At 64.4% G+C, this 22,754-nt stretch carries 24 protein-coding genes; 10 read left to right on the top strand and 14 right to left on the bottom strand.

All coding sequences use genetic code 11. The annotated features are described in order from the left end of the window. Positions 1–229: 229 nt before the first annotated feature. From ACWGPT_RS00180 to ACWGPT_RS00205, 6 genes are all read right to left on the bottom strand, one after another. Positions 230–1,348 (bottom strand): branched-chain amino acid ABC transporter substrate-binding protein, encoded by a 1,119-nt coding sequence (locus ACWGPT_RS00180; RefSeq protein ID WP_452603559.1) that lies wholly within the window; start codon positions 1,346–1,348, stop codon positions 230–232. A 142-nt stretch (positions 1,349–1,490) separates the two neighbouring features. Beyond that, complete coding sequence (locus tag ACWGPT_RS00185) at positions 1,491–1,844, bottom strand: DUF6867 family protein (protein ID WP_452603560.1); 354 nt, start codon at positions 1,842–1,844, stop codon at positions 1,491–1,493. Positions 1,845–1,866: 22 nt separating this feature from the next. After that, positions 1,867–2,595 carry an ABC transporter ATP-binding protein gene (locus ACWGPT_RS00190; RefSeq protein ID WP_452603561.1) on the bottom strand — a complete coding sequence of 243 codons (729 nt, stop codon included), beginning with the start codon at positions 2,593–2,595 and terminating at the stop codon, positions 1,867–1,869. Next, positions 2,595–3,458, bottom strand: a complete 864-nt coding sequence (locus ACWGPT_RS00195; RefSeq protein ID WP_452603562.1) for an ABC transporter ATP-binding protein — start codon at positions 3,456–3,458, stop codon at positions 2,595–2,597. The genes ACWGPT_RS00190 and ACWGPT_RS00195 overlap by 1 nt, the downstream gene beginning before the upstream one ends. Next, entirely contained in the window at positions 3,458–4,846 is a 1,389-nt protein-coding gene (gene livM / locus ACWGPT_RS00200; RefSeq protein WP_452603563.1) for a high-affinity branched-chain amino acid ABC transporter permease LivM, read from the bottom strand. The genes ACWGPT_RS00195 and livM overlap by 1 nt, the downstream gene beginning before the upstream one ends. Before the next feature lies 1 nt (position 4,847). Beyond that, positions 4,848–5,750 (bottom strand): branched-chain amino acid ABC transporter permease, encoded by a 903-nt coding sequence (locus tag ACWGPT_RS00205; RefSeq protein ID WP_452603564.1) that lies wholly within the window; start codon positions 5,748–5,750, stop codon positions 4,848–4,850. Positions 5,751–6,110: 360 nt separating this feature from the next. Between ACWGPT_RS00205 and ACWGPT_RS00210 the strand changes: the two genes are divergently transcribed. The 3 genes from ACWGPT_RS00210 to ACWGPT_RS00220 all read left to right on the top strand — a co-directional run bounded on the left by ACWGPT_RS00210 (position 6,111) and on the right by ACWGPT_RS00220 (position 8,059). Further along, entirely contained in the window at positions 6,111–7,136 is a 1,026-nt protein-coding gene (locus ACWGPT_RS00210; RefSeq protein ID WP_452603565.1) for a DUF2793 domain-containing protein, read from the top strand. A 206-nt stretch (positions 7,137–7,342) separates the two neighbouring features. After that, complete coding sequence (gene sciP, locus ACWGPT_RS00215; RefSeq protein ID WP_007769470.1) at positions 7,343–7,618, top strand: CtrA inhibitor SciP; 276 nt, start codon at positions 7,343–7,345, stop codon at positions 7,616–7,618. Between the two features lie 159 nt (positions 7,619–7,777). Continuing rightward, complete coding sequence (locus tag ACWGPT_RS00220) at positions 7,778–8,059, top strand: GNAT family N-acetyltransferase (RefSeq protein WP_452603566.1); 282 nt, start codon at positions 7,778–7,780, stop codon at positions 8,057–8,059. A gap of 96 nt (positions 8,060–8,155) precedes the next feature. On the opposite strand, the gene ACWGPT_RS00225 is transcribed toward ACWGPT_RS00220, so the two are convergent. Next, the gene (locus tag ACWGPT_RS00225) at positions 8,156–8,506 is read right to left on the bottom strand and encodes a flagellar export protein FliJ (protein ID WP_452603567.1); all 351 of its coding nucleotides are present in this window, start codon (positions 8,504–8,506) and stop codon (positions 8,156–8,158) included. Positions 8,507–8,925: 419 nt separating this feature from the next. On the opposite strand from ACWGPT_RS00225, the gene ctrA reads away from it, so the two are divergent. Then, positions 8,926–9,627 carry a response regulator transcription factor CtrA gene (gene ctrA / locus ACWGPT_RS00230; RefSeq protein WP_452603568.1) on the top strand — a complete coding sequence of 234 codons (702 nt, stop codon included), beginning with the start codon at positions 8,926–8,928 and terminating at the stop codon, positions 9,625–9,627. Between the two features lie 135 nt (positions 9,628–9,762). Here the strand turns inward: ctrA and ACWGPT_RS00235 are convergent, their stop codons facing one another. Together ACWGPT_RS00235 and chpT are read right to left on the bottom strand one after the other, a co-directional pair. Then, positions 9,763–10,125 (bottom strand): response regulator, encoded by a 363-nt coding sequence (locus ACWGPT_RS00235; RefSeq protein WP_452603569.1) that lies wholly within the window; start codon positions 10,123–10,125, stop codon positions 9,763–9,765. A gap of 132 nt (positions 10,126–10,257) precedes the next feature. Next, positions 10,258–10,905, bottom strand: a complete 648-nt coding sequence (chpT, locus tag ACWGPT_RS00240; RefSeq protein WP_452603570.1) for a histidine phosphotransferase ChpT — start codon at positions 10,903–10,905, stop codon at positions 10,258–10,260. Between the two features lie 214 nt (positions 10,906–11,119). Between chpT and ACWGPT_RS00245 the strand changes: the two genes are divergently transcribed. Both ACWGPT_RS00245 and ACWGPT_RS00250 read left to right on the top strand, forming a co-directional pair. Next, the gene (locus ACWGPT_RS00245; protein WP_452604074.1) at positions 11,120–11,665 is read left to right on the top strand and encodes a DUF1134 domain-containing protein; all 546 of its coding nucleotides are present in this window, start codon (positions 11,120–11,122) and stop codon (positions 11,663–11,665) included. A 149-nt stretch (positions 11,666–11,814) separates the two neighbouring features. Then, positions 11,815–13,029 (top strand): hypothetical protein, encoded by a 1,215-nt coding sequence (locus tag ACWGPT_RS00250; RefSeq protein WP_452603571.1) that lies wholly within the window; start codon positions 11,815–11,817, stop codon positions 13,027–13,029. Between the two features lies 1 nt (position 13,030). Here ACWGPT_RS00250 and ACWGPT_RS00255 read toward each other — a convergent pair whose 3' ends face one another. Together ACWGPT_RS00255 and ACWGPT_RS00260 are read right to left on the bottom strand one after the other, a co-directional pair. Then, positions 13,031–13,864 (bottom strand): TrmH family RNA methyltransferase, encoded by an 834-nt coding sequence (locus tag ACWGPT_RS00255; protein ID WP_452603572.1) that lies wholly within the window; start codon positions 13,862–13,864, stop codon positions 13,031–13,033. A gap of 3 nt (positions 13,865–13,867) precedes the next feature. Further along, positions 13,868–14,248, bottom strand: coding sequence for a hypothetical protein (locus ACWGPT_RS00260; RefSeq protein WP_452603573.1), 381 nt, complete (start codon positions 14,246–14,248; stop codon positions 13,868–13,870). 35 nt (positions 14,249–14,283) lie between these two features. On the opposite strand from ACWGPT_RS00260, the gene ACWGPT_RS00265 reads away from it, so the two are divergent. Together ACWGPT_RS00265 and rpoH are read left to right on the top strand one after the other, a co-directional pair. After that, complete coding sequence (locus ACWGPT_RS00265) at positions 14,284–15,306, top strand: RluA family pseudouridine synthase (protein ID WP_452603574.1); 1,023 nt, start codon at positions 14,284–14,286, stop codon at positions 15,304–15,306. A 213-nt stretch (positions 15,307–15,519) separates the two neighbouring features. Next, complete coding sequence (rpoH, locus tag ACWGPT_RS00270; RefSeq protein WP_452603575.1) at positions 15,520–16,422, top strand: RNA polymerase sigma factor RpoH; 903 nt, start codon at positions 15,520–15,522, stop codon at positions 16,420–16,422. Between the two features lie 101 nt (positions 16,423–16,523). Here the strand turns inward: rpoH and ACWGPT_RS00275 are convergent, their stop codons facing one another. Together ACWGPT_RS00275 and ACWGPT_RS00280 are read right to left on the bottom strand one after the other, a co-directional pair. Next, on the bottom strand, positions 16,524–18,845 hold the full coding sequence (locus ACWGPT_RS00275) for a hypothetical protein (RefSeq protein ID WP_452603576.1): 2,322 nt from the start codon (positions 18,843–18,845) through the stop codon (positions 16,524–16,526). A 61-nt stretch (positions 18,846–18,906) separates the two neighbouring features. After that, positions 18,907–20,205, bottom strand: coding sequence for an adenylosuccinate synthase (locus ACWGPT_RS00280; protein WP_452603577.1), 1,299 nt, complete (start codon positions 20,203–20,205; stop codon positions 18,907–18,909). A 186-nt stretch (positions 20,206–20,391) separates the two neighbouring features. Between ACWGPT_RS00280 and ACWGPT_RS00285 the strand changes: the two genes are divergently transcribed. Next, a complete protein-coding gene (locus ACWGPT_RS00285) occupies positions 20,392–21,279 on the top strand; it encodes a DMT family transporter (protein ID WP_452603578.1) in 888 nt (295 codons plus the stop codon). Between the two features lie 36 nt (positions 21,280–21,315). Here ACWGPT_RS00285 and ACWGPT_RS00290 read toward each other — a convergent pair whose 3' ends face one another. Then, positions 21,316–21,864: a transglutaminase-like cysteine peptidase gene (locus ACWGPT_RS00290; RefSeq protein WP_452603579.1), complete on the bottom strand. Its 549-nt coding sequence runs from the start codon at positions 21,862–21,864 to the stop codon at positions 21,316–21,318. A gap of 282 nt (positions 21,865–22,146) precedes the next feature. Between ACWGPT_RS00290 and ACWGPT_RS00295 the strand changes: the two genes are divergently transcribed. Then, positions 22,147–22,719: a transglycosylase SLT domain-containing protein gene (locus ACWGPT_RS00295; protein WP_452603580.1), complete on the top strand. Its 573-nt coding sequence runs from the start codon at positions 22,147–22,149 to the stop codon at positions 22,717–22,719. Positions 22,720–22,754 lie beyond the last annotated feature (35 nt).

Here is a 22,754-nt window from a genome sequence, read left to right on the forward strand (position 1 = left end):
CATACGATTATTGACCCGCAAACAGTAATATACCGCCTTGCTTTCGCCTCATCTCGGCCAGAATGAAGACGTGAACCGGCATCGTCGCGGCGTTGCTGTCCGGACGCGTGCACCTTCCTTTTCGACTCCCCCTCCGAACCGTGCCAGCAAGACATTCGTCCGGCGCCTGTAACGCAGAAAGGCCCGGCTTGCGCCGGGCCCTCGATAGCTTTTCGACGAACTGAAGCTGTTATTCCGCCATCTGGAAGTAGCTGTAGTTGCCGTCGTCGCCCTTCTTCCACTCGTACATGACGTAGCCGGGAAGCTTCGGGTCGCCCTTCTCGTCGAAGCCCATGTCGCCGAGCGCGGTCGGGAACGTGCCGCCCTTCAGCGCTTCGGCCACGGCCTCCGGATCGTTCGAACCGGCTTCCTTGGCCGCGCCTGCGATCGCCTGCAGGGCTGCGTAGGAATAGAGCGTGTAGGCTTCCGGCTCGAAGCCGGCGGCGCGGAATTTCTCGACCAGTTCCTTGTTCTGCGGTGCAAGGCGCGGATCGGGACCGAAGGTGTTGAGCGTTCCCTCGACGGCGTCGCCGGCGATGGAGGCAAGCTCGTTGGAGACGATACCGTCACCCGAGACGAGCGTGGCGTCGAGACCCTGGTCGGCAGCCTGGCGGATGATCAGGCCGGCTTCGGTGTGGAGACCGCCCCAGTAGATGATCGAGACGCCGGCTTCCTTCATCTTGGCGATCAGGGCCGAGAAGTCCTTGTCGCCGGTGTTGACGCCTTCGAGGACGACTTCGGTCACGCCGGCGGCGTTCATCGCCTTCTTGGTCTCTTCGGCAAGGCCCTGGCCGTACGGGGTCTTGTCGTGAACGATGGCGATCTTGGCATCCTTGAACTTGTCGGCGAGGTAGGCGCCTGCAATGCCGCCCTGCTGGTCGTCACGACCGCAGGTACGGAACGTGTTCCAGAGGCCCCGCTCGGTGAAGACCGGGTTGGTGGAAGCGGGCGTGACCTGCAGGATGCCGTTCTCGGCGTAGACTTCCGAAGCCGGAATGGAGACGCCCGAGTTGAAGTGACCGACGACGAACTTCACGCCGTCCGCAACGAACTTGTTGGCGACCGAAATGCCCTGCTTCGGGTCCGACACGTCGTCGCCCAGCACGATCTTGATCTGTTCGCCATTGATGCCGCCGGCGGCATTGATCTCGGCAGCAGCCTGTTCCGCACCCTTCTGGAGCTGCGCTCCGAAGGCGGCGTTCGGACCCGTCAGCGGGCCACCGACGCCGACCAGCACGTCGGCCCATGCGCTGCCGCCGAACGCGACGACAGCCGTCAGCGCGACGGCCGAAAGAAGAGACTTCTTCATCATGTTACTCCCAGTTTTTTTAAGCGGGTTTGGTTGAGAAAGCCTGCACGATACCCACCATCATCGCGCCGGAAACTGTTCCACTCTAAGGTCTTGTCTCGGTTGAACCTTTACTCAATCTGAGGCCAGTTGTCCGTGACTGTCAATCTTTCTTCTTCCATGAGAAAGGTGATGTTCTTTCGTATAGCCAGTAATAGTTGTTGACCATCTGGCGGGTCCTGTAGACGCGGTATCCGAGGGTCGAAAACACCAGCAGGAGAACTACGTCGACGACGTAGAAGAAGGGGCTGAGGAAGGGGCCGGCGAACAGCGAGAAGTGCAGGAAGCGCATCACGATTCCGAGCAGCAGCGTGTAGGCGACGACCGTCTGGTAGTTGCCCCAGGTTTCCGCCACGGCCTTGCCGGTCCGCCAGGCGGTCCAGAAGCCGATCAGCACGACCAGCGTCCGTAGCGCGTAGCGCACGCCGGTATCCGTTTCGAAGAATAGGCCTTGCATGTCAGTATCTCCCTGTCCCGGCTCAGTGCCGGCCGCCCTCGAGGTAGGCCGCACGAACTTCCGGATTGGCGAGAAGCTCCTTGCCGGTCCCCGTCATCGTCACCTTGCCGTTGACCATCACATAGGCGCGGTCCGACAGCCTCAGTGCGGCGAAGGCGTTCTGCTCGACCAGGAAGACGGTCAGCCCCTCCTCCTGGTTCAGCTTCTTGATCGCCTCGAAGATGCCCTTGACGATCAGCGGCGCCAGCCCGAGCGACGGCTCGTCGAGAAGGAGGAGCTTCGGCCGGGCCATCAGGGCGCGACCGATCGACAGCATCTGCTGCTCGCCGCCGGAGAGCGTGCCGCCGCGCTGGCTCTGGCGCTCCTTCAGCCGCGGGAACATCGCGAAGATCTTCTCGACGTCCTCGTTGAAGTATTTGAGGTTGTCGAGCCCGGCGCCCATCTGCAGGTTCTCGTAGACCGTCATGCGCGGGAAGATGCGCCGTCCCTCGGGCGACTGCGCGATCCGGCGCCGCGCGATCAGATGCGTCGGCTGCTGGGTGATGTCCTCGCCGTCGAAGATGATCGAGCCGTGGCGCGCCTGGGGGCTGCCGCAGATCGTCATCATCAGCGTCGACTTGCCGGCGCCGTTGGCCCCGATGAGGCTGACGATCTCGCCGCGGTTCACATGCACGTCGACGCCGTCGAGCGCGCGGATATTGCCATAGAATGTCTGGACACCCTGGACTTTCAGAAGGGGTTCATCGGACATCAGATCCTCCCCTCGTCGAGTTTTTCCTCGATTTCATCAACTTCGTCATCCTCGACGCCGAGATAGGCGGCAATCACCTTCGGGTCGTTCTTCACGTGGTCGGGCGTGCCGTCGGAAATCTTCTGGCCGTATTCCAGCACCACGACATGGTCGGAGATCTCCATCACCACCGACATGTCGTGCTCGATCAGCAGGATCGAGACGCCTTCGTCGCGGATGGAGTGCAGGAGCGTATTCAGGGCGGCCGATTCACGCGGGTTGAGGCCGGCCGCAGGTTCGTCGAGGCACAGAAGCTCCGGCTCCGTGCACATGGCGCGGGCAATTTCCAGCCGCCGCTGTGCCCCGTAGGGCAGGTCGCCCGCCGGATCGTCGGCACGCTCGGTCAGTTCCGCCTTGTCCAGCCAGTACTTCGCCTTGTCGATCGCCGCTTGCGACGCCTTGCGGTAGGCCGGCAGGCCGAGGAGCCCGAGGATCGTGTAGCCCGAGGCCTTCATCAGCGCGTTGTGCTGCGCCACGAGAAGGTTCTCGAGCACGGTGAGCCCCGAGAACAGGCGGATGTTCTGGAAGGTTCGCGAAACCTTCGCGACCTTGGTGATCTCGAAGTCCCGCAACCGCTCCAGGAGATGGCAAGTGCCGTCCTTCTGCTGCAGGGTGATCATGCCCATGGTCGGCTTGTAGAAGCCGGTGATGCAGTTGAAGACCGTGGTCTTGCCGGCGCCGTTGGGGCCGATCAGCGCGGTGATGTCGCCGCGCCGCGCCTCGAACGAGAAGTCGTTGATGGCCATCAGGCCGCCGAACTTCATCGACAGGTGCTCGACTTTGAGGATCGTATCGCTGTTCATGCTATCGGTTCCGAGGGTCATCAGCCGTGGCCCTCCTTGGTGAAGCTTCCGGAGACCGCCTTGCGCTCCTTGAGGAACGCCGTCGGTTCACGCGATCCCACGAAGCCGCGGGGCTTGAAGATCATGACGGTGATCATCGCCAGCCCGAACAGCAGCATGCGATAGAGTTCCGGCGTGAAATCGGGACCGAAGATGTGCTTCAGGAATTCCATTTCGCGCAGGAGCTCCGTGCCGCCGACCATGACCACGGCGGCGATCGCAATACCGGTCAGCGAACCCATGCCGCCCAGCACGACAATCGCAAGGATGACGGCCGATTCCAGGAAGACGAAGCTTTCCGGCGAGACGAAGCCCTGGCGGGTCGCGAAGAAGGCGCCGGCGAAGCCACCGAACATCGCGCCGATCGCAAAGGCGGTCAGCTTCGTCGTGACGGTGTCGATGCCGAGCGAACGGCAGGCGATCTCGTCCTCGCGCAGGGCTTCCCATGCGCGACCGATCGGCATGCGGCGCAACTTGATCGTCACGTAGGCCGTCAGCAGGCAGAGCGCCAGGATGAGGTAGAACAGGAAGATCTTGTAATAGGCGGAGGACATGGGGAGCCCCCACGCCTTGGTGAAGTTGTTGGTCGCGCCGACGTCGAAGCTCCAGATCCCGAAGAAGGAGGCCTTGGGAATGCCCGAGATGCCGAACGTGCCCTTGGTCACGTCCGTCCAGTTGATCAGCACGAGGCGGATGATCTCACCGAAGGCGAGCGTCACGATGGCGAGGTAGTCGCCGCGAAGGCGCAGCACCGGGAAGCCCAGAATGACGCCCCAGAAGGCGGCGAGGATGCCCGCGAGCGGCAGCAGGACCCAGAAGGAAAAGCCGAAATGCTCCGAAAGCAGCGCATAGGAATAGGCGCCGACCGCGTAGAAGGCGACGTAGCCGAGATCCAGCAGGCCGGCCAGTCCGACGACGATGTTCAGGCCCCAGGCGAGCATGACGTAGATCAGGATCTGGATGCCGAAGTTGTCGACATACTTGAGCGAACCCTGAGTGCCGGCAAGCATGACCGAGGCGATCGGATAGACCACCAGCGCGACCAGCGCGATCTTGAGGAAGTGCCTGTGGAAGAAGCCCTTGTCCTCGGAAATGTCGGGAACGCCGGCCTTGGCCTTGGCAAGCTTGCGCTTGTCGAGATGGGGCATGACGAAGGCGACGACGATGAAGCGGCTGACGGCCGCAACGGCGACGAAGATCGCCAGCAGTTCCCAGCGGGTGCGCCAGACCAGCTGGTTGTTGATGTTCTGGTAGGTCTCGATGCCGACATAGAGAATGAAGAGGCCGAAAGCCATGGCGCCCGCGAAGAGCGCCTCCTTGAAGGCCTGGCCGATGACGCTGGTTTTCTCGGAATTGGTACCCTGCGACATGTCAGACCTTCTCCACTTCCGGACGGCCGAGAATGCCGGTCGGCTTGAAGATCAGCACGAAGGCGAGAAGCGCGAAGGTGGCCACGTCCTTGTAGGCGATCGTGAAATAGGCCGACCAGAGCGACTCGATGAGCCCGATCAGCAGTCCGCCGAGCACGGCGCCCGGAAGCGATCCGATGCCGCCGAGCACGGCCGCGGTGAACGCCTTGACGCCCGGAATGAAGCCGTCGTTGAACGTGGCGACCCCGTAATACATCAGGTACATGGTCCCGGCGACGGCGGCGAGCGCGGCGCCCATCACGAAGGTGATGGAAATCGTGCGGTCGACGTCCACGCCGAGAAGCGCGGCCATCTTGCGGTCCTGCTCCGTGGCACGCTGGGCGCGGCCGAGCGGCGTCTTGTTGACGATATACCAGAAGATGGTCAGCAGAACCGCCGTGACGGCGATGATGATGATCTGCTTGAGCGAGATGGTGATCGCGCCGAAATGGTAGACGTCGGTGACCAGCGACGGGATCGGCTTGTTGCGCGGTCCCTGCGTCACCTGGATGAAGTTGGAGAGCACGATCGACATGCCGATCGCCGTGATCAGCGGCGCAAGACGGAACGAGCCGCGAAGCGGACGGTAGGCCACGCGCTCGATCGTCCAGTTCCACAGGCTGGTCATCAGCATTGCGACGAGCAGCATCACCAGAAGCGCCAGCGCGACCGGCACGCCCGCGACGAATGAGGTGAGGATGAGAAAGACGATCAGTGCGGCGAAGGCGCCGAGCATGAAGATGTCACCATGGGCAAAGTTGATCATGCCGATGATGCCGTAAACCATCGTATAGCCGATAGCGATGAGGCCATAGATCGATCCAAGCGTCAGCCCGTTGGCGAGCTGCTGGACAAAGTACTCCATCAATTTTTCCCCTGGATGCGGTCCTCGGTGTGGCCGCATCTTCTCTGTTCCCGACCCCATGAGTCTTCCGGGGCTCCGGCGCGCATCCAATACTGTTTTCGCGACAAATGTGAAGACAAAAAGCCGACAACCTGACCAAAACGCGCCTTTCTTAACAGCTTGCCTATTGAAAAGGCGTGCTTTTCAGATTCGAGGCAGAAGGACGCACAATTATGCTGCGCTTTTCGCCTCTCTTCACCAGCAATGATGATCAGCAGGATTCTACACGGACACTATACTGAAAACAGATACTTAGCAGGCTGATCATCCCCGCGCTCCGGTCGGCGCATATTCTGAACCGCCATCAGCGGAGCAAGGACAATGGCGGAATTTTCCAGCAATCTCGAAATACCCTTCATCCTCCCGTCGCAGGCGCAGAAGCACGTAACTCACAACGAGGCCCTGCTTGTTCTCGACGCACTGGTTCAACTGACCATCAGCGACGAGATTACTGCCCCGCCCCCGAGCCCACAGGAGGGCATCTGCTACCTCGTCGGCGAGGCGGCGACGATGGAATGGGCAGGCAGGGACGGACAGATCGCGGCCTGGCAGGACGGCGGATGGACCTTCCATCGACCCCTCCCCGGCTGGCGGGCGTGGTTCGCCGCAAGCGAAACCCTCGCTGTCTTCTGGGAAAACGAATGGCGCCCCGCCCTGCCCGCCTCGCCGAGGTTCCAGAGGCTCGGCATCAACGCCGACGGCGACGCCGCCAACCGGCTCGCCGTCTCCTCCCCGGCCTCGCTCTTCGACCACGCGGGCAGCGGCCACCACCTGAAGATCAACAAGGCCGCCGCCGGCGACACCGGGTCGCTGCTCTTCCAGACAGGCTATACGGGCCATGCCGAACTCGGCCTTGCGGGCAACAACGCCTTCTCGATCAAGGTCAGCGATGGCGCGACGTGGAAGACGGCGCTGGTGATCGACGAGCAGGGACGCCATGCACGCCCGAGCCAGCCGGCGATGCGCGCCTACAGGACGGGCACCACCGCCTCCCCGACCGGCGGGCAGCAGAGCGGGTTCACCCATTTCGGCCTCGAACGTGGCGGCTTCGCGCTTGGCGGCTCGATGCCCGGCGGCGGCAACGCCGTCACGGTACCGGCGGGCGGCACCTATCTCGCCTGCCTGCAGGTCACGACCACGGCCAGTTCCGGGCATGCGGTCGCCCTTGCATTGAACGGCACGCCGGCCGCGCTCCGCGTCACGGGTCCGTCCGGTATTTCCGGCACGCTGTCGGCAAGCGCGGTGATGGAACTGGCGGCGGGCGACCTCCTCTCCCTCCACCACACCGGCACCGCAACGATCGCCCTGGGTGACGGCGGCACCCAGTTGTCGGTGGCCCTGCTCTGACGGTCAGGCCAGCAAGGCAAGTCACGCGGGACGCGAGCGGGGCTGGCGCCGCCTCCGGAAGCAGGGTTTCCGGCCTGCCCGGGCGGCGCGAGACTTTTCTCGCCCGCCGTCGGCCTCCGGAACAAATGCTTCGCCACATTTAGGTAAATGTTAAAACTGCCGGTCTAGGCTCCCGCTCGTGGTCTTGTGTTTGTGTAGAGAGTTCCATGACCGAATTGATACGACCCCGAGTAAAGTATGTCATCGGCCCCGATGGCAGTCCGCTGACGATAGCCGACCTGCCGCCGGCCAATACCCGCCGCTGGGTCATCCGCCGCAAGGCCGAGGTGGTCGCCGCGGTTCGGGGCGGACTGCTGAGCCTCGAAGAAGCCTGCGAACGCTATACGCTGACCGTCGAGGAGTTCCTCTCCTGGCAGTCCTCCATCAACGATCACGGTCTTGCCGGCCTCCGGACGACGCGTATCCAGCAGTACCGGCACTAGTTCCGACCCGCACCACCTGCAGCAGAGGCGCCGAACGGGAGACCACACCGCGGCGCCTTTTGGCATGTGCGGACCTCAGCATCCGCCCACGCGGACCGCATTGACCCTTGGCCGCTCTCCGCGGATGCTCTAGCCTCCTCCCGCCAAAGGGAGATTTCCATGGACATCAGGCAGGAAGAAGGTCGGTCGGGCGGACGCTATGTCGCCCTGGTCGACGGGCACGAGGCGGAGATGACCTATTCCCGCACGTCGCCGACACTCATCATCATCGACCATACGGGCGTGCCGGATGCCCTGCGCGGCAAGGGCGTCGGCCAGGCGCTTGCCGCCTATGCCGTGGACGGCGCGCGGCGCGGAGAGTGGAAGATCATCCCGCTCTGCCCCTTCTTCAAGGCGCAGGTCGCCCGCCACCCGGACTGGCGAGACGTGATCAGCGGCTGACCGTCGCCACGAAACGCGAAGCGAGACCTCGCTCAAACGGCGAAGGCCGCGTGGCCTCCCGGCCCGCGGCTTCGCAGATCCCGTCCTGAACGGATGTCAGGCGCGGGCGCGCATCGCTCCGTCGCGCTCCTCGAGCGCTGCCGCCCTTGCAAACTCGGCCTGGGCTTCCTCGACCGCCAGTTCTGCGGCTTCCTGCTGCGTCTTGAGTTCTCGTATCGAGACCTGCAGGTTATCGGCACGCTGGCGCGCCGCCTTGGCGAACGTCGGGTAGGCAAAATGGGTCGGATCGGTGATTCCCGACTTCTTCTCCTCCAGGCCGATCTGGTGCTCGAGTTCCTTCGCCATGCGTTCGAACTCTGCCATCATCATCTGCAACTGCTGCAGCTGACGGCGTTTTTCATTGACCTGAAATTCCTTCAGGCGGACTAGGCTGTCACGCGACTTCATACGCAATACTCCGTGGGTAGCGGCACCCCGCCTGTAACCGGATCGATACACTCCCGGCAAAAATATCCGGTCGCGTTAATCCGAACTCCTTCCGCGTTAACCTTTCGTTTACGGGCATCATTAACACTACCGGTCATCATTTAAGGGTCGGTAAATGCCGAGGCCGAAAACTGGACGCGACAATGGAGAGTCGCATGAATCACTTAGCGGGATTTCTTCACGCAAAGATTCAAGTCAGGCGATGACCAATCCTGATGAGAAATCAGTTGGCTGAGCTTTATGCTTAATAAATTCATCACCCCTTGCCAGGGGCAATAAGAATTTGTTAACCATTTGGTGGCAGCTTCCAAATCAGGCGCGGCTGGATCCGTCTCGCTTAGGGGGCACGGACTGCCTGGGCGGCGGCAAAGGGGAAAAACATGCGGGTTCTACTCATTGAAGATGACAGCGCGACAGCGCAGAGCATCGAACTGATGCTGAAGTCTGAAAGCTTCAACGTCTATACGACTGACCTGGGCGAAGAAGGCGTCGATCTCGGCAAGCTCTACGACTACGATATCATTCTCCTCGACCTGAACCTCCCCGACATGTCGGGTTACGAGGTGCTGCGCACGCTGCGGCTTTCCAAGGTCAAGACGCCGATCCTCATCCTCTCCGGCATGGCCGGCATCGAGGACAAGGTGCGCGGCCTCGGCTTCGGCGCCGACGACTACATGACCAAGCCCTTCCACAAGGACGAACTGGTGGCCCGCATCCACGCCATCGTCCGCCGCTCGAAGGGTCACGCCCAGTCGATCATCATCACCGGCGAACTCATCGTCAACCTGGACGCCAAGACGGTTGAAGTAGGCGGCCAGCGCGTTCACCTCACCGGCAAGGAATACCAGATGCTGGAGCTGCTCTCGCTCCGCAAGGGTACCACGCTGACGAAGGAAATGTTCCTCAACCACCTCTATGGCGGCATGGACGAGCCGGAACTGAAGATCATCGACGTCTTCATCTGCAAGCTTCGCAAGAAGCTCGCCAATGCGGCCGGCGGCGCCAACTACATCGAGACCGTCTGGGGCCGCGGCTACGTGCTGCGCGAGCCGGAAGGCAACGACTACGCCGAAAGCGCCTGATCGGGCCATATCGGACTGGATTGATTTCACGCCCGCGCCTGCCGCGGGCGTTTTCGTATCCGCTCGGCAGGCGTGGCGGGAAGAGAGGCTGCGCCATTGGCGCCAGCCCGCGAAGAGCTTGTCCGGAAAGGATCGTCAGGCGGCGACCGAGAGGCCACCGAAGACCGAGGTGAGGATCTTGCGGTCGAAGGGCTTGAGCAGGAAGTCGGTGGCGCCTGCCCGCTTGCCGAGCATCATCTTCTTGAGGTCCGCCTCGATGACGCAGTAGAAAATGCGGACGGTCTTGCCGTTCGGCAGTTCCCGGACGGCGTGGATGACGTCAAGGGCGCCGTCCATGGCGGCGTCGACGATGAGAAAGGCCGGCAGTTCGGCCTGGCAGCGGCTGATCGCCTCACCCGCGCTCGCCGCCTCGACGACCACGAACCCCAGTTCCGACAGGATACGCTTTCCGACCTTGCGGACGACATCGGAACCATCGGCGATCATCAGGCGCTGCATTGACCAAAACTCCCCCTGCACCACCCCGCCTTGGAGGCAGGGACAAGCGCGAGCATATGTCCATGCCTCTAAGGAATGGTTACCTGGAAAATCGGGGCTTTCAGGGAGCCGGGAACCGGCTCTGGAGCGTGATCAGGCCGGGCGGGTTTCCGCGATGAAGACGATCTTTTCCTCGGAGACCACGTGGCGCAGATCCATGCCGCATTCCTCGGCGAGGAGCACGGTGTAGTAGGGCTGGATCGAGTGCGCGTCGACCGGCTCGGAGAGCGTGCCCTCGGCGATCTCGACGAACTTAGCCGGCACCCGCATCATCCGGCCCTTGATGGTGATGACGAACTTCGCGTCGTATTCCGGGTTTTCGAGCGTGACGTCGACGGAGCCGCCGCGCGGAATGCCGCCATAGGCCACCAGGAAGAGGTTCAGCAGCAGCTTGACGCGGTTCTTGGCGACGATCGCCCGCGGGCCGCTCCAGGTCACCTCGGTCTTCTTCTCGGCGGAAGCGAAGTCCTTCGCCGCCTTCTCCGCCTCGCCCGTGTCGATGGAGGCGCCGACGGAGCCGGATGCGCCGAAGGCAAGCCGCGCGAACTTGAGGCGTACGGCGGCGTTGAGCGCCGAGGTGCGGATCAGGTCCAGCGCGTCGGCGTCGGATGCGCCCTCGTCGAGAAGTTCCAGCCCGTTGTTGATCGCGCCGACCGGCGAGATCACGTCGTGACAGACGCGACTGCACAGGAGCGCCGCAAGATCCGGCCCTTCGAGGGTGAGATTCGGGTTCCTGGGCATATTTTTCTCCTGATGCTTGTCCTGCCAGTGCTAATGCCGCAGCAAGGTTGCGCGAACATGGCGCGGGCGCGGCCATAATGACAACATATTTGGTAAACCGATTGTTAAGACCCCTTCACCCAGTATAGGAAAACCGCACCCCGTACCGACAAACAAGACGGACCGATCGATGCGCCTTTATGAGACCACCCTTCCAGCCCGCCTTGCCGCGACGATGCTCACCCTGCTCGTGATGGCCACGGCAGCCGCCGTTCGTCCGGCCACGGCCCAGAACAGCAGCCAGTACACGGCGCAGGAAGTCATCGATGCTGGCCACAGCTTCTTCGGCAACACGAGCGGCGGCCTGGCGAAGGTGGTCGAGAGGGCTTTCGAGCAGTACGGCCTGCCGAACGGCTATATCCTCGGCCAGGAGGGTTCCGGCGCCTTCATCGCCGGCCTGACCTATGGCGAGGGCGAACTCTATACGAAAAATGCCGGCCAGCACCCGGTCTTCTGGCAGGGGCCCTCGCTCGGCATTGACTACGGCGGCCAGGGCTCGCGCGCCATGATGCTCGTCTACGACCTGCCGTCCATCGACGCCCTCTATGCCCGCTTCGGCGGCGTATCCGGCTCCGCCTTCGTCGTCGCCGGCGTCGGCATGACCGTGATGCGCAACAACGACGTCGTCCTCGTGCCGATCCGCACGGGCGTCGGCGCCCGCCTCGGCATCAATGTCGGCTACCTGAAGCTGACGCGCACGCCAACGTGGAACCCATTCTGATCCAGGCGATTATCCCACCCGGCGAAAGGGAGGGACTTCATGCAGGGCAGAGCATTCCGGGGCGCGCCGCGCGCTTGCGGGCGGACGGGGGTTATGCTTAAAGGCGTGGCACCTTCTCCATCCATCCAAGCCAGCGGGACCGTTCCATCGTGATCCAGTTCGCCCTTCTCTTCGGCTTGGGTTTCCTGACCGCAGCACTGCTGGCGATGCTCGTAGCCCCCGCCATTCATGGCCGGATCGTCCGCTACACGGAAAACCGCCTCAAGGCGACGCTGCCGATCAGCCCGGAAGAGGTCCGCGCCCAGCGCGACATGGCGCGCGCCGTTTACGCCGCCGAGAACGCCCGCGCCAAGCAGGAACTCGTAGACGAACGCGACAGGTCGCTCGCCCTCAAGCTGCGTTACGAGACGCTGGCCGACGAGGCGCGCAGGCTCCAGGCGGAGAACCACGACCTCCAGATGCAGATCAACGACATGGACGTCGAGGCGGCGGACCTGCGTTCGCGCCTTCGCCAGGAAGACAGCTACATCCGGCAGCTGAAGGCGGCCGTCGAGGCAGCCGAGGAGGCCGATGCGGCAAAGGGCATCGAGATCGACCAGCTCGAGGGACAGGTCGCAAGGCTGACGAGCGACCTCGACGGACTGCGCATCGACCTCATGGCGCGCGATACCGAGATCGAGAACCTGAAGTTCCGCATCAGCGCCCTTCGGGACGAGCGCGACGCGCTGCGGGCGGACATCAAGATGCAGACGTCCCGGGCAAAGGACGCGGAAACGCGGCTTTCCCAGGAGGAGCACCGCGCCATGCGCCTCGAGGACAAGCTTTCCCGCGAGATCGCCGCGCGCACCGACAAGGAGAACGCGCTGGAACGACGTCTCCAGGAAATCGACCTTCTCAAGGAGAAGCTCAGGAATTCCGGCGCGGAGACGCGTGAGGTCTCCCGGATTTCGAAGACATCCGGCAAGGCCGCCGGCATCGCCCTGAGGAATGTGTCGCCACCCCGGGGCGACGCGACCGAAGTCGTCGAACTGGCCGAGGCGAAGCAGGGCGGGAGCGCGGCGATTTCGGAGAGGATTGCGGCCTCGCCGGAGCTGTCGGCCCTCGCCGACGAGGTCCACAACCGCGCCAGGGCGCTTTCGGACCGTTTGCTGAAGGCGGGCTCCGACGTCCATGACGAAGCCCTGCGGGACGAGCTCGCCGTCATCGCCGCGACCATGGTGGCGCTCACCGCCAAGGCCGAAGGAAAGAATTCGCCGATCCTGCCGATCCTGTCCGGCGCGCAATCCGCCTCCTCGGCCGGGCGGGAAAGCCTTGCCGCCCGTGCCTCCGCGGCGATCGGCCTTGCCCACGAGGCCGCCGGCTGACCTAGATCCGGCCCTGCCCGACAGCGATCTGGTAGAGCGCCACGGCCGTCGCCGTCGCCGCATTGAGGCTGTCGAGCCCCGGCGCCTGGCCAATCCTCGCCGTATCGAACCGGTCAAGCACGTCCTGCGGCAATCCCTCGCCCTCGGTTCCCGTCGCAAGCGCGACGCGCGCGCTGACGGGGATGTCCCGCACATCGGTCGAGCCCGAGGGGGACAAGGCCCAGACGTGAAAACCCGCATCCACGAGGGCCGAGAGATTGGCCTCTATCGTCCCGCCCCGTGCATAGGGCACCTTGAGCACAGCGCCGACGGAAACCCGCAGCGACTTGCGGTAGAGCGGGTCGCAGCAGGTCTCGTCCAGAAGCACCGCATCGGCGCCGAAGGCCGCGGCATTGCGGAACATCGCACCTATATTGTCATGGTTGGAAATCCCGCAGGCCGCGACCACGAGGGCGCGCTCCGGCAGGCTCTCCAGGAGTTCCGCCGGCCCTGCCTGCCGCAGGTGCCGCCCGAGGGCGAGCACGCCGCGGTGGAGGTGGAAGCCGGCGATCGCGTCGAGGACCTCGGCCGAGGCGACATAGACGGGCACGTCGGCGGGAAAGGCCGACAGTTCCGCTGAAAGCCCTGCCACCCGGTTCTCCAGGAGCAGGATCTTCTCCGCCGCGAAATCCCCTGCCCGGGCATGCGCGGCCGCCAGCATCCGCAGCACGACCGTGCCTTCGGCAATGAACCGGTGGTCGCGACCGGTAAGGTCGCGCTCCCGGATGTTGCGGAACTCGGCGATCCGCCCGTCGTCGGGATCGCTGATGCGGATGAGAGGGCGGTCAGCGGTCACGGGTCAGGGTGCATTGCCTATGGACACGTCGGCGACGAGCCGGCCGAGCGAAAGGTCGTAGACCAGCGCCTTCTGCACGCCCGCCACGCTGCCGTAGAAGAGCAGCTGCGAGCCGGACATGGATACCGAACGCACCTCGAAGCCTGCGGGAAGATCGACCGACGACGTCAGCGGCTGGTCGGACGGTACCGCGAAGCCGGACGCGGCCACCGGGGCCTCGTCGGGACGCTGCGCGACCTTGTAGACAACCGCGGCGAGGACCGCCATAAAGCAGACGAACAAAATGCCGCCCGAGACGAGTTGCAGAAGCACCATCTTCCGGCGGATCCTTTCCATCGCCGGATCAAGCGGTTCTTCCTGTTCCTCGGGATCAGGATGGGCCATTGCTGAACGTCCTCGCTGCTATCGGATTACCTTGAATGAACGATCCCTTTAAACAAGCCGACGCGCCAAGGAAAGTGCTCGTCGCCGACGAAGGCGCCGAGGGCCGGCTGGATGCCTGGCTTGCGACGGCGCTTGAGGGCGAGTTCTCCCGCAGCCGCATCAAGGCGCTGATCGAGCAGGGAGCCGTCTCGCTGAAGGGGAGCGTCTGCACGGAGCCGAAGCGGAAGGTCGCGCCGGGCGATCCGGTGGAGATCGTCCTGCCGGAACCGGAAGATCCGGAACCGCAGGGCGAGGATATCCCCCTCGACGTGCTCTACGAGGACGCGGACGTCATCGTCATCGTCAAGCCCGCCGGCCTGGTCGTCCATCCGGGTGCCGGAAACTGGACCGGGACCTTGGTCAACGCGCTCATCCATCATTGCGGCGAAAGCCTCTCCGGCATCGGCGGCGTGCGCCGGCCCGGCATCGTCCATCGGCTGGACAAGGATACGAGCGGCGTGCTGGTCGCCGCCAAGAACGACGTCGCCCACCGCCATCTCGCCGCGCAGTTTGCCGATCACGGCCGCACCGGGCCGCTGGAACGGGCCTACCAGGCGATCGTCTGGGGACGGCCCAAGCAGTTGAAGGGAACCATCGACGCGCCGCTCGGCCGCGGGGGAGACCGCACCAAGCGTGCCGTCAAGCGGGAGGGGAGCGACGACGCCCGCGAAGCGATCACCCATTACGAGGTGGTCGAGCGCTTTCACGAGAAGCTGGATGCCACCGCCCTCGCCTCCCTGGTCGAGTGCCGACTGGAAACCGGGCGCACCCACCAGATCCGTGTCCACATGGCCCATATCGGCTGCCCGCTTCTCGGCGATCCCGACTACAGCGCCGGCTTCCGCACCAAGATCAACCTGCTGCCGGAGCCTGCGAGAACCGTCGCCGGCCGTTTCCACCGCCAGGCCCTGCACGCCTTCCTGCTCGCATTCGAGCACCCGCGCACCGGCGAGGTCATGGAATTCGAGGCTCCGATGCCCGAAGACATGCAGGAACTCATCGTGGCGCTTCAGAGTTAGACTCCACGAACACACCGGCGAACATACATTACAGAAATGTAATGAAATAACGTTTAAGTGATGCTGCCCCGCTGCTTGCATCAATGTTCCGCCGTACTTATCTGTCATCTGGGTCGGTGTGGGATCGGAAATGATCCGCGCCGTTTGGCTCGCCTCAGCGCCTGTCGCTCGTGAAGAGGGAGCCAGGAGAAATCGATCAGAAGGGGGTGCTTTATGGCCCGCAACACACTGCCGTCGATCACGGCCGGCGAAGCCGGTCTCAATCGCTATCTCGACGAGATCCGCAAGTTTCCGATGCTTGAGCCGCAGCAGGAATACATGCTCGCCAAGCGTTATGCCGAACATGGGGATCGCGACGCCGCACATCAACTGGTGACGAGCCATCTTCGCCTCGTGGCGAAGATCGCCATGGGCTATCGCGGCTATGGCCTGCCCATCGGCGAGGTTGTCTCGGAAGGCAATGTCGGCCTGATGCAGGCCGTCAAGAAGTTCGATCCCGAACGCGGCTTCCGTCTCGCAACCTATGCCATGTGGTGGATCAAGGCCTCGATCCAGGAATACATCCTGCGCTCGTGGTCGCTCGTGAAGATGGGCACCACAGCCAACCAGAAGCGGCTGTTCTTCAACCTGCGCCGGCTCAAGGGCCGCCTGCAGGCGATCGAGGAAGGCGACCTGAAGCCCGAGCAGGTGGCGGAGATCGCCACCAGGCTGAACGTCTCCGAGGAGGAGGTCGTCTCGATGAACCGCCGGCTTTCCGGCGATGCATCGCTGAACGCACCGATCCGCGCCACGGAAGGCGAATCCGGACAGTGGCAGGACTGGCTCGTGGACGACCACGAGAGCCAGGAAGACGTGTTGATCGAGCAGGACGAACTGGAAACCCGTCGGCGCATGCTCGCCAAGGCGATGAGCGTCCTCAACGATCGCGAACGCCGCATCTTCCAGGCCCGCCGCCTTGCCGACGATCCGATCACGCTGGAGGAACTGTCGAGCGAATTCGACATCAGCCGCGAACGCGTGCGCCAGATCGAGGTTCGCGCCTTCGAGAAGGTTCAGGAAGCCGTCCAGAACGAGGCGCTGGCGCAAGCCAATGCGCTGCGGGTGGTCGACGCCTGATAGGCTGACGTTCTTTAGAACCACAAGACAAAGGGCCGGCGGATCACTCCGCCGGCCCTTTGTCATTCTGCTGGCCCGCCTCGCTGGGCCCTCTGCCGGCCTTACTGGCCGGTCGGGGGCGGCGGCGTGGTTCCGTTGGTGCCGCCGTTCAGGGCACCCCACTCGCGGATCGCCTCGTTGAAGGCCTCCGTCCCGGCCGGACCCTTCTGCAGGGTCAGGAGCGCGCGACGGCCGTTGCGGTAGGACAGCGGGATATCGATCCAGTTGCGCGACCGCATGAGCTCGATATTCGTCGCCCGGGCGTCCGGGAAGTCGTTCAGCGCGATCATGTGGAAGTCGTCGGTGATCTTCGCCGGTACGGCGATCAGGGAATCCCCGCGATCCTGCTCCGTCTGCTTCATTGCGATCCGCTGGACGCTGTCGATCGCACCGCCCTCGAAACCGGCCGGCACCGCAAAGACGATCTCGACCAGATGGCTTGCGGGAAGCGAGGGATCGGTATTGCGCTTGAACGTCATCAGCGCCGTCAGGCCGCGGCCGGGAACGTTGATGCGTCCCTGCACAACAGGCTCCTGCCTGCCGTCCTGGCCGGCTTCCTGCTGGAGGCTCCAGGATACGGCACCTTCGATCGCCGTCGGCGCCGTCTGGCCGAGACGCTCCTCGTAGAGGAACATCTTCTCGCCGGCGAGCGCGGCCGCGTCGGCGGGGGTGGCTGCGGGTTCGGTCGGCGCCGCCTCCGGAGCGGCACCCGCCTGCGCAGGCGCGGCCGGCGGTGCGTTCAGCTGTGCCACCGACTGCCCCTCGCCGGTCGGGCCGCCGGCCGCCGGGCCGTCATCGACCTCGGTGCCGTCGGCCAGGAGCCGCTGGGTGAACTTCGCATCGGCGGAGACACCGTCTTCGCTCGCCCCGGCGGTCGCGTCGGCCTGCGGGGCCGTTGCCTGCGCCGGAGCCGTCGCATCCGCGGTACCTGCGGCGCCGGCTGCCGGAGCGGCATCGCCCGCCGCCTGGCCGGTTGCGGTATCCGACGTGTTCGGCACGCCTGCGTCACCGATGATCTCGTCCCGGTTGATCCACAGCGCATAGGCGCCCGCCGCGACGATCAGGAAGGCGATCACGGCGAGGATCGGAGCCGTATAGTTCCGCTTCTTCGGTGCCACGCGATAGGTGCGGGGCGGAGGCGGAACCATCTCCTCCCCGCTGCCCGCACCGATGGCGGCGGCGGTCGAGGCAGGAAGCGCGTCCTTGTTGTAGCCGATCAGTTCCTCGAGGTCGGTCCAGGGATCGCCCCCGTTCTGCCGCGGCGCCGGATCGGACGCATAGGCTGCGTAGGCAGCCTCGCCTTCGGGCCGGGCCGGATCAACGTGCCCTGTCTCGCCCACCTCGGGGAATTCGGCGATCGACGGCATCCGGACGGAATCGGCGGAAACATGGGTCTCCTCGCCGAAATGGGCCTCGACCGGCTCGACCGACGGCTGATGATCGTGGGAACCTTCCGCGGGCGCGCTGGTGGTTTCGAAAGTCTCCGGCCTGTCCCAGGCGGCGGCTTCCCTGCGGGGTTCCTCCGGCGGCCAGGTCCACTCGTCCCCGGCTGCGGGGGCGGACGGCTGGACTTCCTCGGGATGCCAACCCGTTTCCTCTTCCACGGGCGGGCTCGCGGAGACGGGCTCCGGCGAAACTACATCCGCCGGGTGCTGCTCGTGGGACAGATAGGCGGCGTCCTGTTCCGGCCAGGTGGCGGGCTGGACGTCGGCTTCGACATGCCGCGGCTCCTCCACCTCGCCCGGGTGCTCGGAATATGCCTGGTGATGCTCGCCCTCGGACGGCGCATCGGGATCGCGCGGCCACGTTTCGCCGACAGGCTCGAAGCCCTCGGCACCATGCACGCTCGGCGCCGGGTAGTCCGGCTCCTGCGCCGGGGCAGTGTCTTCCGGATAGGCTTCGACGACGGCCTCATGGGCCGGCTCGACATAGCCGTGGTCGGCCTGATGGGGCTCGTCCGCCCTTTCCGGATGATCGCCGCGATAGTCCTCGGCGGTCTCGGCCTGTACGGGGGCAGCCTCGTGATGCTGCCATTCCGCGTCGGACGCCACCGGCGGTGCCGGTTCGGCCACGGCCTCCGGGGCCGGCGGCTGCTCGGCCACCGGCTCCTGTTCATAACCGACATCGGGCGCGGCAACGACCGGCGCGACCGCGGGAGCATCCGCCGGCAATGCCTCGGCATGCTCCGCCTCGACCGATTCGATCGCCGCCTCAAGCTTGCCCATCTGCCTGAGGATCAAGTCCTCGGAAGGCGTCGGCTTCATGTTCTCGAGTTGCCGCCGAACCGCCGCGCGTGCCTTGTCGTATACCTTGGCGCGCATTTCCGGCGTGTTCTTCGCCAGACCATCCACAGCTCGGCGGATAACCGCTACAAAATCTGCCATCAGCACTTTCTCATGGTCACCGGTCGATTAACCGGCTGGTAACGATAACCGGACGGAAACTTTAATCCTCAAAGGGATCGGTCACAAGTATCGTATCCTCGCGTTCCGGGCTCGTGGAAAGTAGGGCGACAGGCGCGCCAATCAACTCTTCCACCTGGCGAACATACTTGATCGCCTGAGCCGGCAGATCCGCCCACTTGCGCGCGCCGACTGTCGATTCCTTCCAGCCCTCCAGGGTGATGTAGACCGGCTCGACGCGGGCCTGCGCCGCCTGGCTGGCGGGGAGGTGGTCGATCTCCTGGCCGTCGAGCTTGTAGCCGACGCAAATCTTCAGTTCGTCGAGGCCGTCGAGGACATCGAGCTTGGTCAGCGCGATGCCGGTAATGCCGTTGGTCGCGACCGACTGGCGCACCAGCGCGGCGTCGAACCATCCGCAGCGGCGCTTGCGGCCAGTGACGGTGCCGAACTCATGGCCCTTCTCGCCCAGGAACTGGCCGATCTCGTCGTTGAGCTCGGTCGGGAACGGGCCCTCGCCGACGCGGGTCGTGTAGGCCTTGGTGATGCCGAGGATATAGCCGAGCGTGCCCGGGCCCATGCCCGAACCGGCGGCGGCCTGGCCCGCGACCGTGTTGGACGAGGTCACGAACGGATAGGTGCCGTGGTCGATGTCGAGCAGCGAGCCCTGCGCCCCTTCGAACAGGATGCGGGCACCCTTGCGGCGCTCCTTGTCGAGAAGCAGCCAGACCGTCTCGCGGAACGGCAGAACGCGGTCGGCGACCGAGGTCAGTTCCTCCATGATCGCCTCATGGGAAACTTCCGGCGCGCCGAGCCCGCGGCGGATGGCATTGTGGTGGGTCAGGATGCGATCCACCTTGCCCCCGAGCGTATCAAGATCGGCGAGATCCATGACGCGGATCGCCCGACGGCCGACCTTGTCCTCGTAGGCCGGGCCGATGCCGCGGCGGGTGGTGCCGATCTTCGTCCCGGTGTTGGAGGCCGCGTCCTCGCGCATCCCGTCAAGCTCCCGGTGGAGCGACAGGATGAGGGTGGCGTTGTCGGCGATGCGGAGATTGTCGGGGGTGATCGTCACGCCCTGCTTGCCGAGCTTGTCGATCTCGGCGATCAGCGCATGCGGATCGACCACAACGCCGTTGCCGATGACGGCCATCTTGCCGGGCCGCACGACGCCGGAGGGCAGCAGCGACAGCTTGTAGCTGACGCCGTCGATGACGAGCGTATGACCGGCATTGTGTCCACCCTGGAAGCGCACGACGATGTCCGCGCGCTCCGACAGCCAGTCCACGATCTTGCCCTTGCCCTCGTCACCCCACTGGGAGCCGACTACCACGACGTTCGTCATCTTTTGCTTTTCCTGTTTTCGCGCATTCCATGCGCCAACTCAAACCGGCGCATCTATAAGACCTCGTTTCAAGGATTGCGATCTGTTTGTGACCGCAAAAGAGGTTTTTGCGTGACAAAACGGGGGACTGCGGTCTATCTGCGGACGTCGATTGCGGCCTCCACCCCCTCCCCCACGGAGATGATCTTGCACAAAACGGCCTATCTGTGTCTCGTGATCGCCACGCTGTCATGGGGCGGCAACGCCGTGGCCGGCAAGCTTGCGGTGGGCCATGTCAGCCCGATGATGCTGACTTTCTGGCGCTGGGCCTTCGCCGTCGCGATCATCTTCGCCATTTCCGTGCCGCAGTTGAGGAAGGACTGGCCGGTCGTCCGCAAACGGCTGCCGATCCTGATCTTCTACGGCGTCGTCGGCTACACGACCTTCAACGCGGTCCTCTATACGGCGCTGAAATACACGACCGCCATCAACGTCGCGATCGAGCAGGCCGGCATTCCGATGCTGATCTTCCTGATCAATTTCATCCTGTTCAGGACGCGGGTATCGCTGGCCCAGGTGTTCGGCTTCTCCCTCACCCTCCTCGGCGTCGCGCTGACGGCATCGAACGGCGACCTCGCGAGCCTCCTGAACCTCACGGTCAATTTCGGCGACGCCCTGATGCTGATCGCCGTCGTCGCCTATGCGGTCTACACCGTTTCGCTGCGCTGGAAGCCGGCCATCGACTGGCGCACGCTGATGGCCATCCCGGCGCTCTTCGCGCTTCTGACCACCGTTCCGCTCGTCCTCTGGGAACATGCCGCCGACGCAACGATCTGGCCGGATACGCGCGGCTGGGTGATCGTCCTCTACACGGCGCTCTTTGCCTCGCTGCTCGCCCAGGTCCTCTATATCAAGGGCGTCGAAGGCATCGGCCCCAACCGAGCCAGCCTCTTCATCAACCTCATTCCCGTCTTCGGGACGCTGCTGTCGGTGGCGATCATCGGCGAGGACCTGCAGTTCTTCCACGTCGCCGCCCTCGTGCTGGCGCTCGGCGGCATCGCCATTGCCGAAAAGGGAAAACCCGCCTCCCCTTGAGGAAGGCGGGTGCGGAAAAGACTGTCTCCGCGAAGATCAGATGTCGGCGTATGCGCGGCCGGCGGCGCCCATCGGGCGGGCGCTTGCGGACGAACGGGTGTCCGCCGTGGCACGCTTGCCGACCATCGTCAGCCGTTCGCCGAGGATGACCTGGCCGCGGTCGGTCGCGACGACCAGGACCCGCTCCACCTTGCCCTCGCCGGTCAGGGCATAGGAGATCTTCAGCGAACCTGCCGGCCAGCCGAGGGCGACCAGACGGTCGCGCTTCAGGTCGGCGCAGTCGTGGCAGCGGTCTGCGACGGTGTCGCCGAGGTCCGGCGCGAAACCTTCGAGGTAGCTGTCGAGGCCGCGGACGGCCGTGTTGACGAGGCGGTTGACGCGCGAAAGCTCGATGGCGCGCGACCGGGTAAGGGTCGGCGCGCTCTGCGGCTCGACCGCCGAGCGGATCGGATCTGCCATCGCCATGTCGTAGCGGACGGCGGGCGACGAGGCGAAGGAGCGGGCAAAACCGGCCGGGCCGGCCGCCTGAGCTGCGCCGCCGGAGACGAGAGCGGCCAGGAATGCCGCGGCAAGAAGAGTTTTCATCGGCATGTTCGAAACCCTGTTCTGATGGACGGCGTTCTTCGCCGTCTCGCCTGGTGCTCCGAAGTCATCTCGGATGTGCGGGCCTCATGCCGTCTGTGCCTTCACCATAGGCGAACGCCTTTGCCGGGCGCTTAAGCGGAAAGATGCAATTTTACGGAAATCGGATTTTTTCCAGTCTTGGCACAGTCGCGCCGCCGGCAACGGATCGGACCGCCGGCCGGGTCTCGAAACTTTTCATTAAATTTTAGGCGCCATTAATCTTCCGAAACGAGAGGTTAAGCGATGCGTATTGCGTTCTCCATCGCGCTCCTGTTGCTGCTGTCCGCATGCGCATCGGCACCGAGCCGGATCAACAATGCCTGTGCGGTATTCGAGCAGAAGGATGGGCTGTTCAACAACTGGTCGCGAGACGCCAGGAAGGTCGAGCGGGAGTTCGGGGTTCCGGTCCCGGTCCTGATGTCGACGATCTATACGGAATCCGGCTTCCGTGCCCGCGCGCGCCCTCCCCGCACCAAGCTGCTCGGCTTCATCCCGTGGAAGCGCCAGTCCACCGCCTACGGCTATGCCCAGGCGCTCGACGGCACCTGGCTGGAATACCAGCGCTCCACCGGACGCTGGTCGGCGCGCCGCACCGATTTCGGCGATGCCATCCACTTCGTCGGCTGGTATCACAACCGTAGCAGCGTCAAGAACGGCATCCCGCGCAACGACACCTACAACCTTTACCTCGCCTATTATTCCGGCCACGCGGGCTATGCGCGCGGCAGCTTCTCGCAGACCGCCAGGAAGGCGGCGCAGCGCTCCGCCGGCATTGCCCAGAAATACGAGGCCCAGCTGCGGTCCTGCGGGTACTGACGCAAAAGCCGCCGGGCGGGTCCGGCGGCCTCGTT

The sequence above is a fragment of the Pseudorhizobium sp. NPDC055634 genome (assembly GCF_053618655.1).